This window comes from Paenibacillus sp. FSL P4-0176 (assembly GCF_037975265.1).
GTDB lineage: Bacteria > Bacillota > Bacilli > Paenibacillales > Paenibacillaceae > Paenibacillus > Paenibacillus amylolyticus.
Genome location: NZ_CP150242.1, coordinates 2,332,455 through 2,346,120, shown reverse-complemented (window position 1 = coordinate 2,346,120; position 13,666 = coordinate 2,332,455). Strand labels below are relative to the sequence as shown.

The following is a 13,666-nucleotide window of genomic DNA, read 5'->3' as shown; positions in this document are numbered from 1 at the left end:
GCCATCAAGAGAATAGGTTCTGTTTTTCAAAAACAGACATCTGGTTCTCCCCGGTAATAGGACATTCATCAGGATACATACTTCGTTTCTCCAACTTCTCGTCGATAAAATCAACCACCTGCTGTAGCGAAGCAATCTGTGCTTCAACTTTCTTCCGGTGATTCACCAGCATCTCCCGTTCATCCGGGAAATCGGCGAGATCGGAATCCATGGACATTTGTAAATAAGGCTTCATTTCCTCCAGAGACATTCCTGTTTTTTTCAGGCAAGTGATCAACTTCATCGTATGGATATCCTCCGAGCGATATACCCGATGGCGATTGGCTTTGCGTTCCGCTCGGGGAAGCAGCCCAATCTTCTCATAATAACGAATTGTATCTTCTGATAATCCGGCCTGTTCTGACGTTTCTTTAATGGAGAACACTTCATTCTCACTCATCATATGGGCCTCCTCCACATTCATTTCTCTCCATATTACAACTTGGAGCTGACTCCAAGTCAAGCATGATCCGTTCCACCCCAACACCCCTTGACTTGGAGTCGACTCCAAGTTATAGAATGAGCGCAGCATACAGATTCGTTCTGTAATCCCATTCTATCTGGAGGTATATATGAATATACAAAATCAGCTTCGCACCGCTCTCATCACAGGTTCAACGTCAGGAATTGGTCTTGAACTGACACGCAGGTTACTCGCTGAGAGATGGCAGGTAATCGGTCTCAACCGTTCTGCTTTCCCATCCGAGGATACCGATATTCAGAACGCCTTACGTTCAGGCCAGCTCCGTTGGGTTCAGGCTAACCTGACCAACTATGACAATCTGAGAACTGCACTAGATCAGATTAAATCCGATACCGATTCGATCGATGTTTTGTTTAACAATGCGGGGGGCAGCGCTGCCGAACTTCGTTTCTCTGATCAGGGGCATGAACTGCACTTTGAACTTCAGACGGTAGTCCCTTACATCATCTACATGGAATTAGTTGAGCTATTACTCAAAGGACAGATGAAAACAGTTATTAATACTTCCACCACCTCGTTCAATATGGTCAGACAATTTGATCTGAACATCCTGGAACGTCCAGCCGAATTCAAAAAGCTGTTTGGTCCTTATGCCACCTCGAAGCTCGGCTTATCCCTATGGACACGCGAGGCTGCCAAGTCTGCCAGTGCGTATGGCATACAATTACTAAGCGTAGATCCCGGTGGAAATAACACGCTAAGGGGCAACAAAACATCCGGCCTGCCCTTCTATATCAAACCTATCATGAAATGGTTCTTTCCTCATCCAAGCCATGGCGCTTCGTTGCTCTACAATGCGGCCTTATCCCCAACCGGACTCGAATCCGGTGCGTTCCTGGTTAAAAATAAAGCGACAGTGCTTCGTTTCACAGAGCAAGGCCCTGCTGTTTTGAACCGGGTAAACGAGATTTATGAACAGCGTTTTCGTACAACGCAGTCTGGAAAGACTACAATCACCCCATCTTAACCATGATGGCCCGTAAGCAGTAAACATAACAAAAAAACACGCCATAGCGGCGTGTTTTTTTGTTATAGGCTTTATGGTTGTTTTCCTTGTTAGATAAAGACACTCAACAATAACACCATGCCAAAGGCGGCAAATCCGAGAATGGTTTCCATGACCGTCCATGTCTTAAGTGTCTGCGGCACAGACAGATTCAAATACTCTTTGACAATCCAGAATCCCGAATCATTCACATGGGACAAAATAATTGAACCTGCTCCCGTTGCGAGCACCAGCAACTCCGGACTTACCCCCGGCATCGTCATAGCGATTGGAGCCACAATGCCCGCCGCTGTTGTCATAGCAACCGTAGCTGAACCTACCGCCGCACGAATCAATCCGGCAATAACAAAGGCCAGCACGAGTGGCGACAGATGCGCACTTTGGGCAAAACCCGCTATCGCGTCACCTACACCGCTGTCTGTCAGGATACGGTTGAATCCGCCTCCTGCACCGATCAGCAAGATAATGGAAGCAACTGGGCCCAAGCAATCATTTGTATATTTCAATATCTGCTGTTTGCTGAAACCACGTGCATATCCAAAAGAATAAAAGGAAAAGAGCAAAGCGAGCAGCAGTGCAATAATCGGACTACCGATGAAATCAACGACCTGACGGAATCCGTTTGTCTCTGGTAAAATCAGATCCACAATCGTAGCGAGCAACATCAGAATCACCGGAAGCAAGATCGTAAAGAGGGTGATGCCGAAACCAGGCAGTTCCCGATCTTTGGTCTCAGTGAACTGTTCCATTAGCTCACTTGAAGTCTCGACTTTGATCCGCTTGGAAATCCATGTTCCATAGAGCGGACCTGCAATTGCTGCGGCTGGAAGGGATACAATCAGAGCCAGGAATATTGTTTTACCAACATCGGCATTGAATATTCCTACCGCGAGCATCGCCGCCGGATGAGGCGGAATCAGACTGTGTACCACGGCAAGACCCGCGACAAGTGAAAGTCCGATTTTGATTAGCGACGTCCCTGTATGCTTCGCAATAACAAATACCAGCGGGAAGAGTAGCACGATTCCAACCTGGATAAATACCGGAATACCACAGATCAGCGCAACAACCATCATCGCCCAGTGTACGTTCTTCTCACCGAAGACACGAACGAGTGTCTGGGCTATTCGTTCGGCCCCACCAGACTCGGCCATGAGTTTCCCGAGCATCGTTCCAAGTCCCAGAACAATCGCGATGAATCCGAGAACGCTTGCAACACCTTCCTGATAGGATTTCACGATATCCGTGAACGGCATACCCGAGATCAATCCCATAAAGACAGCGCCCACGATTAGGGCAACAAATGGATTCATTTTAAATTTGGCAATTAACAGAATCAATCCAAGAATGGATATCAGTGCGTAGAGCAGCAGACTTGCATCATGACTAAGACCGAATACGGAATACATCCGAATAGCCTCCCCCAAGTTGTTATGTTGTGTCAGCACGCAGAATTACACTGGCCCAAACGACCTGAACACTGCGCACCTTCGTATTAAGCTTAAGCTTCGATCTTCTCTACCGTCTCCAGTAGCGCACGTTCCCCGCCAACATTCCCTGGAAACACGATATATGGGATACCACTGAATTTGGCTTCTTCCCCTGTCAACCATACCGGAATGCCCGCAGCCACTTGACCGAGCACCCTTGCTTTGCGTATGCCCAGACCTTTTGTTGCCACATCACTGGATGTAATGCCACCTTTGGCAATAATGAACTTCGGTACGACTTCAAGAGATTGCACAATCTCGACCAACGCGGATGATACCGTCTGACTGATCTTGAAATTGCCCTCATGTCCTTCTACGGTGATGAGCTTACGGCTGCTGTATACAACAACATTGTTGCCCTCCGCAAGCTGTCTGTTCGCTTCACCAATCACACGTCGAATTTCTTCCGTATATCCATCCGGCGTTAATACACGCTCCACATCGATCTCCAGACTGATGATGCCCGGAAACGTAAGCAGTTGTTCCAGTTGACGAGTCGTCTTCTGCACATAGGAACCAACAACAACGATTCCGCCATGTTGTTCCTGTCCGCTTGCGATCAGCTGCTCTTTCGGCAGAAATGCCTGATCCGAGATGCCTGCATACGATTTGACAAAGGAGGCCGCCGTCCGAAAAATAAAAGCTTTCCCCTCATCCTCTGCTTGAAGCAAAGCCAGAGAAAGTACATCCATGTCTGCATAAGAGAGCGCATTCACGATAATCGGTACATTGCTTTCGGCTTTTAGCAAAATCGCTTTGACTATATCGACTCCTTGACGGATTTCCTCCAGTGAAATGGTGAGGCAGCGACTAGCCTTAATACGGCCTGAAGTCTTCTCCTCTACCCACGATGGCAGATCTCCATGCTCATACCCAAATACTTTATCCTTGGCAAATTCCGTCTCATGAACTGAAATCAACTGTTCGCCTTCAACCATATAATGCGTGTTGCCTATCGTAACCCGTCCTGCCTCGAAAAAGGCCGGAATGATCAGTTGTCCGTCATATGCACGTCCGCTGACACGCGCCACTTCTTCGGCTAGCACATCCGTCTCCAGCGGATAATAACCACGTAGCATGGAGTCACTACGACTCACAAAGGTGAAATTCGTTCCTTCCTCTGCTGCAACCTCCTGCACATTGCGAGCAATCTCCCGATTAATACGTTCCGCTGTATCTGCATCCAGCCCTCGTGTATTGGTCAAAATATAGAACAACGATTCAGAGGATCGAAACGCCTCCTGCAACAGTGGCTTGTCCCACTGTGTCAACACATCAATATCATGAACCGTCTGTACACCGGTTGGGTCATCATCCAGCACGATAATTTTGCGAGCCCTCGCATCCTGCAATTGTTTAATCTGTCCTCGCACTCCTTCAGAAGAGTTTTCCGTCCGAAGAGCTGCGGGGATATCCGATAACGTCTGATAGGTCATGTCTCTCCACCTCATATCTATATCTATTAAAATTCTTTTTTCTTTTTTGGATTTTTATTGGACCCGATTCACTTCTACACCTGCGAGTTTCTCAAAATACTGAACGATTCCGCCATGGTCATCTGCGGCTTTACCATCAATCTTCAGTGCATGGAAAATCTCCAGCAACTGACTGCTAAGCGGTAAAGGAACACCGATATCATGCGCCGTTTCCATCACATTGGTCATGTCTTTGAGATTAATATCAATCCGTCCTCCAGCGACAAAGTTACGATCCAGAATGAGTGGTACTTTTGCATCCAGTACCGCACTTCCAGCAAGGCCACTACGGATTGCCTGATACATCTTCTCTACATCAATGCCAGCCTTGGCTGCAAATACAAGCGCTTCGGACATGGCGGCAATATTCAGGTTCACGATAATCTGATTCGCCAGCTTGGCTGTTGCACCTGAACCATTATCCCCCACTCGCGTTACATCCTGTCCGACCACTTGCAGAACCTCTTTCACAGATTCGAAAATCATTTCATTGCCACCCACCATGATGGCGAGTGTACCATCTATAGCTTTGGGTTCCCCACCACTTACGGGCGCATCCAACATATGCAAGCCTGATTTGGATACAAGCTGAGCCAGCTCTTTGGAAACGACCGGCGAGATTGAGCTCATGTCGATAATGATACTTCCCGTATTGGCTCCTGCCAGCACACCTTGTTCGCCCGTTATAACGGTGCGGACATGCTCTGAGTTGGGCAGCATCGTGAAGATGACATCACTATGCTCAGCCACCTCTTTCGGAGATGCTGCGCCTCGCGCTCCTGCATCAGCCAATGACATCACAGCCGTTTGATTAATATCGTATACGCTTACATCATATCCCGCCCGGATCAGGTTCAATGACATAGGACGTCCCATAATACCGAGTCCAATAAATCCAATTCGTTTCTTCATCTTGCAATCCCTCCAGCCTAAATTCTTCGCTTTTCACTCTTGTAATCGCTATCATTCCTGTTCACATTCGTTATTGTACACAACATTATAATTTTTGTATACAATTTTATTATTTATGTATCCGAAAATTAAAATTTGGTTTTTAATCTTGTTGTTTATTGCCTTCTTTTTCGCTAAAGTAAAGGGAGAGGTGAAATACAATGCAACCAAGTACGGACAAGTCCCGTCCAGCTTATCAGCAGGCCTATGAAGTTCTGCGGGACATGATTTTGCAAGGCACCCTTTCTCCGGGAACCAAACTTGTGGAAGAGAAGCTGGCGACCGATCTGAATGTCAGCCGGACTCCGATCCGAGAATCCATCCGCCGGCTGGAACAGGAAGGATTAGTCGTGAACAAACGGGTCGTCAAGCTAACCGAGACCGATCTAAGAAATACGTTTGAATTACGGAAGTTACTGGAGGGACATGCGGCTCAATCTGCAGCTGCCTTCTTATCCGCCCAGGAAGTGGCGGCTCTTGAGCATTGCGTTCAAGTGGGACATACCGGAAGCAAAGAAGAGATTATGGAAGCCAATAAAGAGTTTCACGAAATCATCATGCGCGCGAGTAATAACGCATTGATGATTGATCTCTTCGACAAAATGCAATCCGTCATTTATCTATTCCGTCAGACGGTTGTGTATTATCAGCGCCCCTTCCTCATTGAAGAGCATCATCAGATCTGTGAAGCGATCAAGGCACATGACGGGCAGACTGCCGAACGACTGATGAAAGAGCATCTGCAATCCGATCTGGAATTCTGCCTTCATTTGATTCGATAACCGGATTCATGGATTGTTCGACTTTCTCACATCCGTATAAAGACGTGACCGCATGCGGTCACGTCTTTTTTTGTCGTTTGTCCCTCATATTATCCAGGCCCTGATTCATAGGTGTAAACATAACGATACAATGTCGCGTGTGATATGTTATTGAATCTGGAGGGATCACTCAATGACTAAAGGACAGCAACCTAACGAAAAATCATTTATTATCCCGCAACCCATTCGCAGTGATGGCGCTGGTGGACCTGATCTGGGACCCAGAGACGTCATGAGAGATATACAAAACCCCGATATGCTGGTACCTCCGGCAACCGATAACGGGTTATTGCCCAATCTGAGAATGTCTTTTTCCGATACCCATATGCAATTGAACCATGGGGGTTGGTCACGTGAAATCACCGTACGGGATCTCCCTATTGCCACTACACTGGCAGGTGTGAACATGAGCCTGACACCGGGAGGTGTAAGGGAATTGCACTGGCATCAACAATCCGAGTGGGCCTATATGATCTGGGGAACGGCAAGAATTACTTCGGTAGATCAGAATGGACGTAATTTTATTGCGGATGTCGGGCCTGGCGATCTCTGGTTTTTCCCCAAGGGTCTACCCCATTCCATTCAGGGACTGGAGGATGGTTGTGAATTTCTGCTTGTGTTTGATGACGGGTCCTTCTCCGATCTGAATACGTTATCCATATCCGATTGGTTTGCCCATACCCCACCAGAGGTATTGTCTGTCAATTTCGGCGTGCCCGAATCCGCTTTTCATTCAATGCCGAAGGAACAGGTCTACATTTTCCAAGATACTGTCCCGGGTTCCATCGAGAGCCAGGAAGTTCAGTCGCCATACGGCACCATCCCTCTCACATTTAAACACCGATTGCTGGCCCAGGAACCACTCATTACACCCGGTGGAAGCGTGCGGATCGTAGACTCCACCAACTTCCCCATCTCAACTACCGTTGCTGCCGCACTCGTTGAGATCCAACCTGGCGCCATGCGTGAACTGCACTGGCATCCCAATGCAGATGAATGGCAATACTATCTGACAGGACAAGGGAGAATGACTGTCTTTGGAGGCAATGGCATTGCTCGCACATTTGACTATCGGGCTGGAGATGTCGGATATGTTCCTATCGCAATGGGACACTATATACAAAATACCGGCACAGACACTTTATGGTTTTTGGAGATATTCCGAAGTGATCGATTCGAGGATGTATCGCTGAATCAGTGGATGGCGTTAACCCCGCGGGATCTGGTCCGTGACAATCTGAATGCGCCGCCTGAGTTGCTCGATGCCTTGCGTAAAGTAAAATGGCCTATCGTTTAATTTAGTATGTATATCTATCATTTAAGCTGAAATGGGGTAATTGTCAGAGAATCCCACTATATAAGGAGGAATATGAAAGATGAGAGCCGTTACGTTTCAGGGAATCAAGGACATTCAAGTCAAAGAGGTTGAAGATCCCAAACTGCAACAGAAGGATGACATTATCGTTCGTATTACTTCCACAGCTATATGTGGATCGGATCTGCATATTTATCAGGGAGCCTTGCCTGCTGCCAAAGATTATGTTATCGGTCATGAACCGATGGGCATTGTAGAAGAAGTAGGTCCAGAAGTGACACGTGTGAAGAAGGGGGACCGTGTGGTCCTGCCTTTTAACATCGCTTGTGGTGAATGCTTCTATTGCAATCATGACATGGAGAGCCAGTGCGATAATTCCAATGGCAATCCGGATATACATACAGGTGGATATTTTGGATTCACCGAACGTTACGGAAACCACCCCGGAGGTCAGGCAGAATTATTGCGTGTTCCCTACGGGAACTTCACTCCGTTTGTGATTCCTGAATCCTGTGAACTGGAAGATGAGGCTTTATTATTCCTGTCCGATGTTCTTCCAACCGCATATTGGAGCGTGGAGAATGCCGGAGTTAAACCGGGAGATACGGTTACTGTACTCGGTAGTGGACCCATTGGGCTGATGACGCAGAAGTTCGCCTGGATGAAAGGTGCCAAACGCGTTATTGCTGTGGATCGCCTGCCCTATCGACTGGAGAAAGCCAAACGTTTGAACGATGCAGAGATCTTTAATTTCGAAGATTACGATGATATGGGTGAGCACATTCGTGAGATTACACAAGGCGGAACCGACGTTGTTATCGACTGTGTAGGTATGGATGGTAAAAAAACCACGCTGGAGGAGATCGGACAGAAGCTGAAACTTCATGGCGGTTCACTGAGTGCGATCGAAATCGGCATGAAAGCAATCCGCAAATTCGGCACACTCCAACTTACGGGTGTATATGGCTCTTCCTACAACATGTTTCCGTTAGGTAATTTGTTTGAACGCAATATCAATCTTAAAATGGGACAAGCTCCTGTTATACATTACATGCCTGAATTGTTCCGCAAAATCACTGCTGGTGAATTTGATCCAACGGAGATCATCTCCCATCGGATTTCACTGGAGAATGCAAGCGATGCATACCGCATTTTCAACGATCATGAAGACGAATGTACCAAAGTTATACTAAAACCCTGAACCGTCGCTTTGATTATAAATATGCAAAATAAAACAAGCAGAACTACCTGTTCAAGGTACTCTGCTTGTTTTATTTTATCGACATTCATCCTGTTACCGTTGCATAAACTGCTCAGCCAGCTAAATGGTCTGTACCTAATCAGACATGAGTCGGTTTAGTCGCTTGGATATACACACTTTCTCCTTGGAAGCTGTCGAGCTTCCCGTTCGTTGTCACTTCAAAATTGAAAAATTTTCTGATGATGGACGGTGCACTCAACATACTTGCTTCAAGTTCCCTTCTCTCCCGTTCCGGCAGTGCCGCACGGTTACACCACTCTTCAAACTTAAAGCGCTTCTGGAAGGAAACCATCGTTTCCATTCGGAAGCCCGCATACTCCAGCATATGAATCCATTCCGTCTTGCGCCATGCTCGAACATGGCTTGCATCCCGGCACTTCTCCACTTCATTGTAAAACTGGTCATTCTCATCACGTTCAGGTGCCACGTTGTCAATGAATAACAACCTTCCACCAGGCTTCATGACTCGTAATGCCTCATGAACAAACGAAGAAACGTCCGGAAAATGGTGAGCAGCGATTCGGCAGGTCACAAGGTCATAGATATCATCATCGAATGGAAGCTTCTCTGCATCCCCGGCTACAAAATCTACATTACGGTGTCCATTGCCATGGATAAATGCTTCAGCTACCTGAAGCATTTCTTCCGTTAGATCGAGGGCTGTCACCCGCTGAACAAGTGGAGCCAATGCATTAGCGACATGCCCTCCTCCAGTGGCGATATCCAGCACGTTCATATCCGGAGTGGCTTGAGATGAAGCCACGAGCAACGTGAGATCCTCACCTTTGGCATGCCCCGAACTCGTCACATATTTACCTGCATTTTTCGCAAACTGCTTCTGCACCTGACTTTTGATTACATCAGACATTCCAATTCCTCCTGCACAAGTTTCATTAGACGAAACATAGTTTCAAAATATAATTATATTTATTTTACCATAGATGAATGTAAAAGCTAAAATAAAAAACATCCCCCAAGTGAATTTCACCCAGGAGATGTTTCTTATATTTATTACTTCACAAGCGTTGGTGACTTCTTCCACAGTCCCAGAATCAGACCGGAGATCACAGAACCAATCGCAACAGCGAGCAGGAACAATAATGCGTGGTTCGCCAGTGCTGCAACAAAGATCCCGCCGTGCGGAGCTGGTACATTAATGCTCCACAGTTGTGTCAATCCGCCAGCAACAGCGGAACCCAGAATACAAGAAGTCAATACACGTAATGGATCAGCCGCAGCAAATGGAATTGCACCTTCTGTAATGAAAGAGAATCCAAGTACATAGTTAGTCAGGCCTGATTTGCGTTCTTGCTCTGTAAATTTGGATTTGAAGAATGTTGTTGCAAGTGCAATCGCCAGAGGAGGCACCATACCACCTGCCATTACCGCTGCCATCCATGCACCGTCTGTGTTACCACTGGATGTGAATACACCAATGGCGAACGTGTAAGCTGCTTTGTTGAACGGTCCACCCATATCGATGGACATCATACCGCCAAGCAGCAAGCCCAACAATACCGCATTACCTGTACCCAGATTACCCAGTGCATCTACAAGCCAGGTGTTCAGGGAACCAAAGATTGGATCAAAGACATAGAAACTGATGGCACCCACGATCAGTAAACCAAATACCGGATACAGCAAGATTGGTTTCAAGCCATCAATCGCTTTTGGCAATCCTTTGAACAACTTACGGAGACCAATAACTACATAACCCGCCAGGAAACCGGCAGCCAAACCACCAAGGAAACCGGCGTTTGAGTTAACCGCCATCAATCCACCGACCATACCAGGCATCAGGGCTGGGCGATCACCAATGCTCATCGCGATAAATCCGGCAAGTACCGGAATCAGGAAGTGGAACGCACCTGTTCCGCCACCGATCGTTTGAAGCAGTTGCACAATCGGATTCTCAGGGCTAGCAAGCTGTTCGAACAAGAAGGAGATTGCTAGCAGTATACCGCCACCTACAACGAATGGCAGCATATGCGAGATACCATTCATCAGATCTTTATAGATTTTGCTACCTACACTAATCTTGCCAGTGCTTGCGCCCTCTTCCTTCGCATTTCCGCCTTGGCTGCGATAGATCGGTGCATCACCGTTAACAGCCTTGCGAATCAGCTCTTCGGATTTACGGATTCCATCACTCACCGGTCTTTGCAATACCGGTTTGCCATCGAAACGTGCCATCTCCACATTTTTGTCTGCGGCAACGATAACCCCTTTAGCACGAGCGATCTCATCAGCAGTGAGAACATTCTGCGCTCCTTCAGAGCCGTTTGTCTCTACGCGAATATTAATGCCCATTTCCTGAGCTTTCTTTTTAAGTGCATCTTCAGCCATAAACGTATGAGCTATACCGGTTGGACAGGCTGTAACCGCAACAACAAAATCTTCCGAATTGGCATTACCTACAATCACACCAGAAGTATTCTGTTGCTGACCAGTAGTAGAAGTGGATGCGGCATTTGCTGCTTTTTCAGCTTTTGCTTTTTCTTTGGCTGCTTCCTTCTCAGCTGCTTCAGCCTGTTTGGCATCAAACAATGCACTAACTTCGGCTGGTGTATCTGTACTCATCAATTGTGAGATGAAATCGCTATCAATCAACAACCTGGAAAGAGCTGCAAGCGTACGCAGATGGGTATTACCTGCGCCTTCTGGAGCCGCAATCATGAAGAACACATGAGCTGGCTGATCATCCAACGCTTCAAAATCAAGTCCTTTTCTACTCTTGGCAAATACAACTGTTGGTTCGTTCACCGCTGTTGTTTTGGCATGTGGCATTGCAATTCCGCCACCGATACCTGTGCTGGATTCAGCTTCTCTTTTATAGATCATTTCCTTGAACAGGACCGGATCATTAATTCGTCCGCTTCGGCTCAGGCTTGCAATTAGTTCATCAATAGCCTCATCTTTGGTTGTGGCTTGCAGGTCCATGATCATCGTTTCTTGGATCATCAAGTCTGTTATTCTCATCTTGGTACACTCCCTTAAGTTCAGTCGGCCTGCATAGGCAGGCCTCACTACATTACAGTTACAATGAAGACCTTCTATAAGACCGTTAGACTAGATTGTCGTAATGGTCACTTGATTACGCAATTCATCAATCAATTCACGTGTTGCCAGATCATCCGAGAACGCAGTTGCGCTTCCAGATGCAACCCCTGTGCGGAAAGCTTCCAGCAAATTTCCGCTCTGTACATAGGTACCTACGAATCCGCCAATCATGGAGTCACCGGCACCAACCGAGTTTTTCACAGTACCTTTTGGCACATTCGCATGATGAACTTCGGCTTTGGTAATGAATAATGCACCCTCGCCTGCCATGGAGATCAACACATGTTTGGCACCGGCTTCCAGCAACTTACGCCCGTATAACACCAGTTCCTCGCGAGTATTAATCGTTACACCGAACAGTTCGGCCAGTTCATGATGATTTGGCTTCACCAGCAATGGTGCATGTTCAAGAGCTTCCATTAACGCAGGGCCAGTTGTATCAATCACAAATTCGGCACCCGTTTGCTTGCACACTTTAATGAGACGATCATAAAAATCCGTTCCAAGTGAAGGAGGTACACTTCCGGAGAGAATGACAATATCTCCTTTTTGCAATGAGGACAATTTGTGAAGCAACTGCTCCGCCTCTTCGGCACTTATTGCAGGTCCAAGACCATTAATCTCTGTCTCTTCTCCATGCTTCAGCTTGATGTTAATGCGAGTATCGTCTGCAATCGTAACAAAGTCTGTCCGAATGTTATCTTCTTGCAACTTGTCATTAATGAAACGTCCCGTGAATCCACCAAGGAAACCAATAGCCGTGTTATCTGCTCCAAGTTGATTCAGTATGCGAGAGACATTAATGCCTTTGCCGCCAGGGAGCTTCAAATCCCGATTCATTCGATTCAATCCGCCAAGCTTCAGCTCATCCACTTCCACGATGTAATCAATGGACGGGTTAAGTGTTATCGTATATATCATCGTTATCCCTCAATTATTTTAGTTTTCTGGGCGATTCCAGGCCGCCAATGTTCTGGCATCTGCTCGGTAATCAAATCGGCCTCCTCCAAATCAAACAATTTGGCAAAAGTAATTTCCCCTATTTTGCTGGAATCAGCCAGCACATAAGATTTTCCCGACAATTGATGTGCACGCCTTTTAATCAAGGCTTCCTCCGGATCCGGTGTTGTATACCCCATTTCGGGATCAACTCCGTTGCTTCCAAGAAAACATTTATCAAAACGGAAATTATCCATGTTCTGTAATGCGATACTGCCAATGACTGCTTTTGTATGAATTTTCATCATACCTCCGAGCAAATAACTGCGAATACGCTTGCTTACCAAAGCTTCAACATGTGAAAGTCCATTGGTAACAACCGTTACGTCTTTAGCTTCAATAAAAGGAATCATGGCTAACGTTGTCGTTCCTGCATCCAGATAAATGCATTCGCCATTTTCGATCTCCTGTGCAGCCAAACGGGCAATTGTCGTTTTTTGTTGAATGTTTTTGAACGTTTTTTCTTCCATGCCCGGTTCCAGCGTTTTTTCATTCACCAGTGCGGCACCGCCGTGGATGCGTTTGAGCATCTGACGACTCTCCAGATCGATCAAGTCACGCCTAATCGTTGATTCAGAAGCACCCAACACATCAACAAGCTCTTGCAATTTCACAATTCCCTGTAAATGTAAGCGCTCTATAATTGCAGCATATCGTTCTTCAGTCAGCATCTTCATTCCTCCAACTGCTTCTATAGTATCATAACTCACTCAAAAAACAACCACTTTCATTCAAAATAATTTAAAAACATTCAAAAACCCGCAT

At 46.6% G+C, this 13,666-nt stretch carries 12 protein-coding genes; 4 read left to right on the top strand and 8 right to left on the bottom strand.

The features are described from left to right. Positions 1 to 4 precede the first annotated feature (4 nt). On the bottom strand, positions 5 to 439 hold the full coding sequence (locus MKY95_RS10870) for a MerR family transcriptional regulator (protein WP_047842344.1): 435 nt from the start codon (positions 437 to 439) through the stop codon (positions 5 to 7). Positions 440 to 611: 172 nt separating this feature from the next. Between MKY95_RS10870 and MKY95_RS10865 the strand changes: the two genes are divergently transcribed. Then, positions 612 to 1,490, top strand: a complete 879-nt coding sequence (locus tag MKY95_RS10865) for an SDR family NAD(P)-dependent oxidoreductase (protein WP_339198715.1) — start codon at positions 612 to 614, stop codon at positions 1,488 to 1,490. An 89-nt stretch (positions 1,491 to 1,579) separates the two neighbouring features. Here the strand turns inward: MKY95_RS10865 and MKY95_RS10860 are convergent, their stop codons facing one another. The 3 genes from MKY95_RS10860 to garR form a co-directional block, all read right to left on the bottom strand. Then, a complete protein-coding gene (locus tag MKY95_RS10860; protein WP_036609749.1) occupies positions 1,580 to 2,938 on the bottom strand; it encodes a GntP family permease in 1,359 nt (452 codons plus the stop codon). 92 nt (positions 2,939 to 3,030) lie between these two features. Beyond that, complete coding sequence (locus MKY95_RS10855) at positions 3,031 to 4,455, bottom strand: four-carbon acid sugar kinase family protein (protein WP_339198712.1); 1,425 nt, start codon at positions 4,453 to 4,455, stop codon at positions 3,031 to 3,033. 54 nt (positions 4,456 to 4,509) lie between these two features. Next, complete coding sequence (gene garR / locus MKY95_RS10850) at positions 4,510 to 5,406, bottom strand: 2-hydroxy-3-oxopropionate reductase (protein ID WP_076318389.1); 897 nt, start codon at positions 5,404 to 5,406, stop codon at positions 4,510 to 4,512. A gap of 200 nt (positions 5,407 to 5,606) precedes the next feature. Here garR and MKY95_RS10845 point away from each other — a divergent pair, with 200 nt between their 5' ends. The 3 genes from MKY95_RS10845 (at position 5,607) to MKY95_RS10835 (ending at position 8,782) form a co-directional block, all read left to right on the top strand. Next, positions 5,607 to 6,227 (top strand): GntR family transcriptional regulator, encoded by a 621-nt coding sequence (locus MKY95_RS10845; protein WP_036670058.1) that lies wholly within the window; start codon positions 5,607 to 5,609, stop codon positions 6,225 to 6,227. 172 nt (positions 6,228 to 6,399) lie between these two features. Then, the gene (locus tag MKY95_RS10840; protein WP_339198708.1) at positions 6,400 to 7,563 is read left to right on the top strand and encodes an oxalate decarboxylase family bicupin; all 1,164 of its coding nucleotides are present in this window, start codon (positions 6,400 to 6,402) and stop codon (positions 7,561 to 7,563) included. Positions 7,564 to 7,642: 79 nt separating this feature from the next. After that, a complete protein-coding gene (locus MKY95_RS10835) occupies positions 7,643 to 8,782 on the top strand; it encodes a zinc-dependent alcohol dehydrogenase (protein WP_036609757.1) in 1,140 nt (379 codons plus the stop codon). A gap of 139 nt (positions 8,783 to 8,921) precedes the next feature. Here the strand turns inward: MKY95_RS10835 and MKY95_RS10830 are convergent, their stop codons facing one another. From MKY95_RS10830 to MKY95_RS10815, 4 genes are all read right to left on the bottom strand, one after another. Continuing rightward, positions 8,922 to 9,710 (bottom strand): class I SAM-dependent methyltransferase, encoded by a 789-nt coding sequence (locus MKY95_RS10830; RefSeq protein ID WP_036609759.1) that lies wholly within the window; start codon positions 9,708 to 9,710, stop codon positions 8,922 to 8,924. A 143-nt stretch (positions 9,711 to 9,853) separates the two neighbouring features. After that, the gene (locus MKY95_RS10825; RefSeq protein ID WP_339198704.1) at positions 9,854 to 11,821 is read right to left on the bottom strand and encodes a fructose-specific PTS transporter subunit EIIC; all 1,968 of its coding nucleotides are present in this window, start codon (positions 11,819 to 11,821) and stop codon (positions 9,854 to 9,856) included. A 90-nt stretch (positions 11,822 to 11,911) separates the two neighbouring features. Beyond that, positions 11,912 to 12,823: a 1-phosphofructokinase gene (gene pfkB / locus MKY95_RS10820; RefSeq protein ID WP_036609763.1), complete on the bottom strand. Its 912-nt coding sequence runs from the start codon at positions 12,821 to 12,823 to the stop codon at positions 11,912 to 11,914. 2 nt (positions 12,824 to 12,825) lie between these two features. Next, complete coding sequence (locus MKY95_RS10815) at positions 12,826 to 13,572, bottom strand: DeoR/GlpR family DNA-binding transcription regulator (protein ID WP_017689448.1); 747 nt, start codon at positions 13,570 to 13,572, stop codon at positions 12,826 to 12,828. Positions 13,573 to 13,666 lie beyond the last annotated feature (94 nt).

Coding starts and splice junctions, on each gene's coding strand:
- MKY95_RS10855 (WP_339198712.1), bottom strand. CDS start 4,455: ATGACCTATCAGACGTTATCGGATATCCCCGCAGCTCTTCGGACGGAA.
- MKY95_RS10860 (WP_036609749.1), bottom strand. CDS start 2,938: ATGTATTCCGTATTCGGTCTTAGTCATGATGCAAGTCTGCTGCTCTAC.
- MKY95_RS10840 (WP_339198708.1), top strand. CDS start 6,400: ATGACTAAAGGACAGCAACCTAACGAAAAATCATTTATTATCCCGCAA.
- MKY95_RS10865 (WP_339198715.1), top strand. CDS start 612: ATGAATATACAAAATCAGCTTCGCACCGCTCTCATCACAGGTTCAACG.
- MKY95_RS10835 (WP_036609757.1), top strand. CDS start 7,643: ATGAGAGCCGTTACGTTTCAGGGAATCAAGGACATTCAAGTCAAAGAG.
- MKY95_RS10870 (WP_047842344.1), bottom strand. CDS start 439: ATGAGTGAGAATGAAGTGTTCTCCATTAAAGAAACGTCAGAACAGGCC.
- garR (WP_076318389.1), bottom strand. CDS start 5,406: ATGAAGAAACGAATTGGATTTATTGGACTCGGTATTATGGGACGTCCT.
- MKY95_RS10830 (WP_036609759.1), bottom strand. CDS start 9,710: ATGTCTGATGTAATCAAAAGTCAGGTGCAGAAGCAGTTTGCGAAAAAT.
- MKY95_RS10815 (WP_017689448.1), bottom strand. CDS start 13,572: ATGCTGACTGAAGAACGATATGCTGCAATTATAGAGCGCTTACATTTA.
- MKY95_RS10845 (WP_036670058.1), top strand. CDS start 5,607: ATGCAACCAAGTACGGACAAGTCCCGTCCAGCTTATCAGCAGGCCTAT.
- pfkB (WP_036609763.1), bottom strand. CDS start 12,823: ATGATATATACGATAACACTTAACCCGTCCATTGATTACATCGTGGAA.
- MKY95_RS10825 (WP_339198704.1), bottom strand. CDS start 11,821: ATGAGAATAACAGACTTGATGATCCAAGAAACGATGATCATGGACCTG.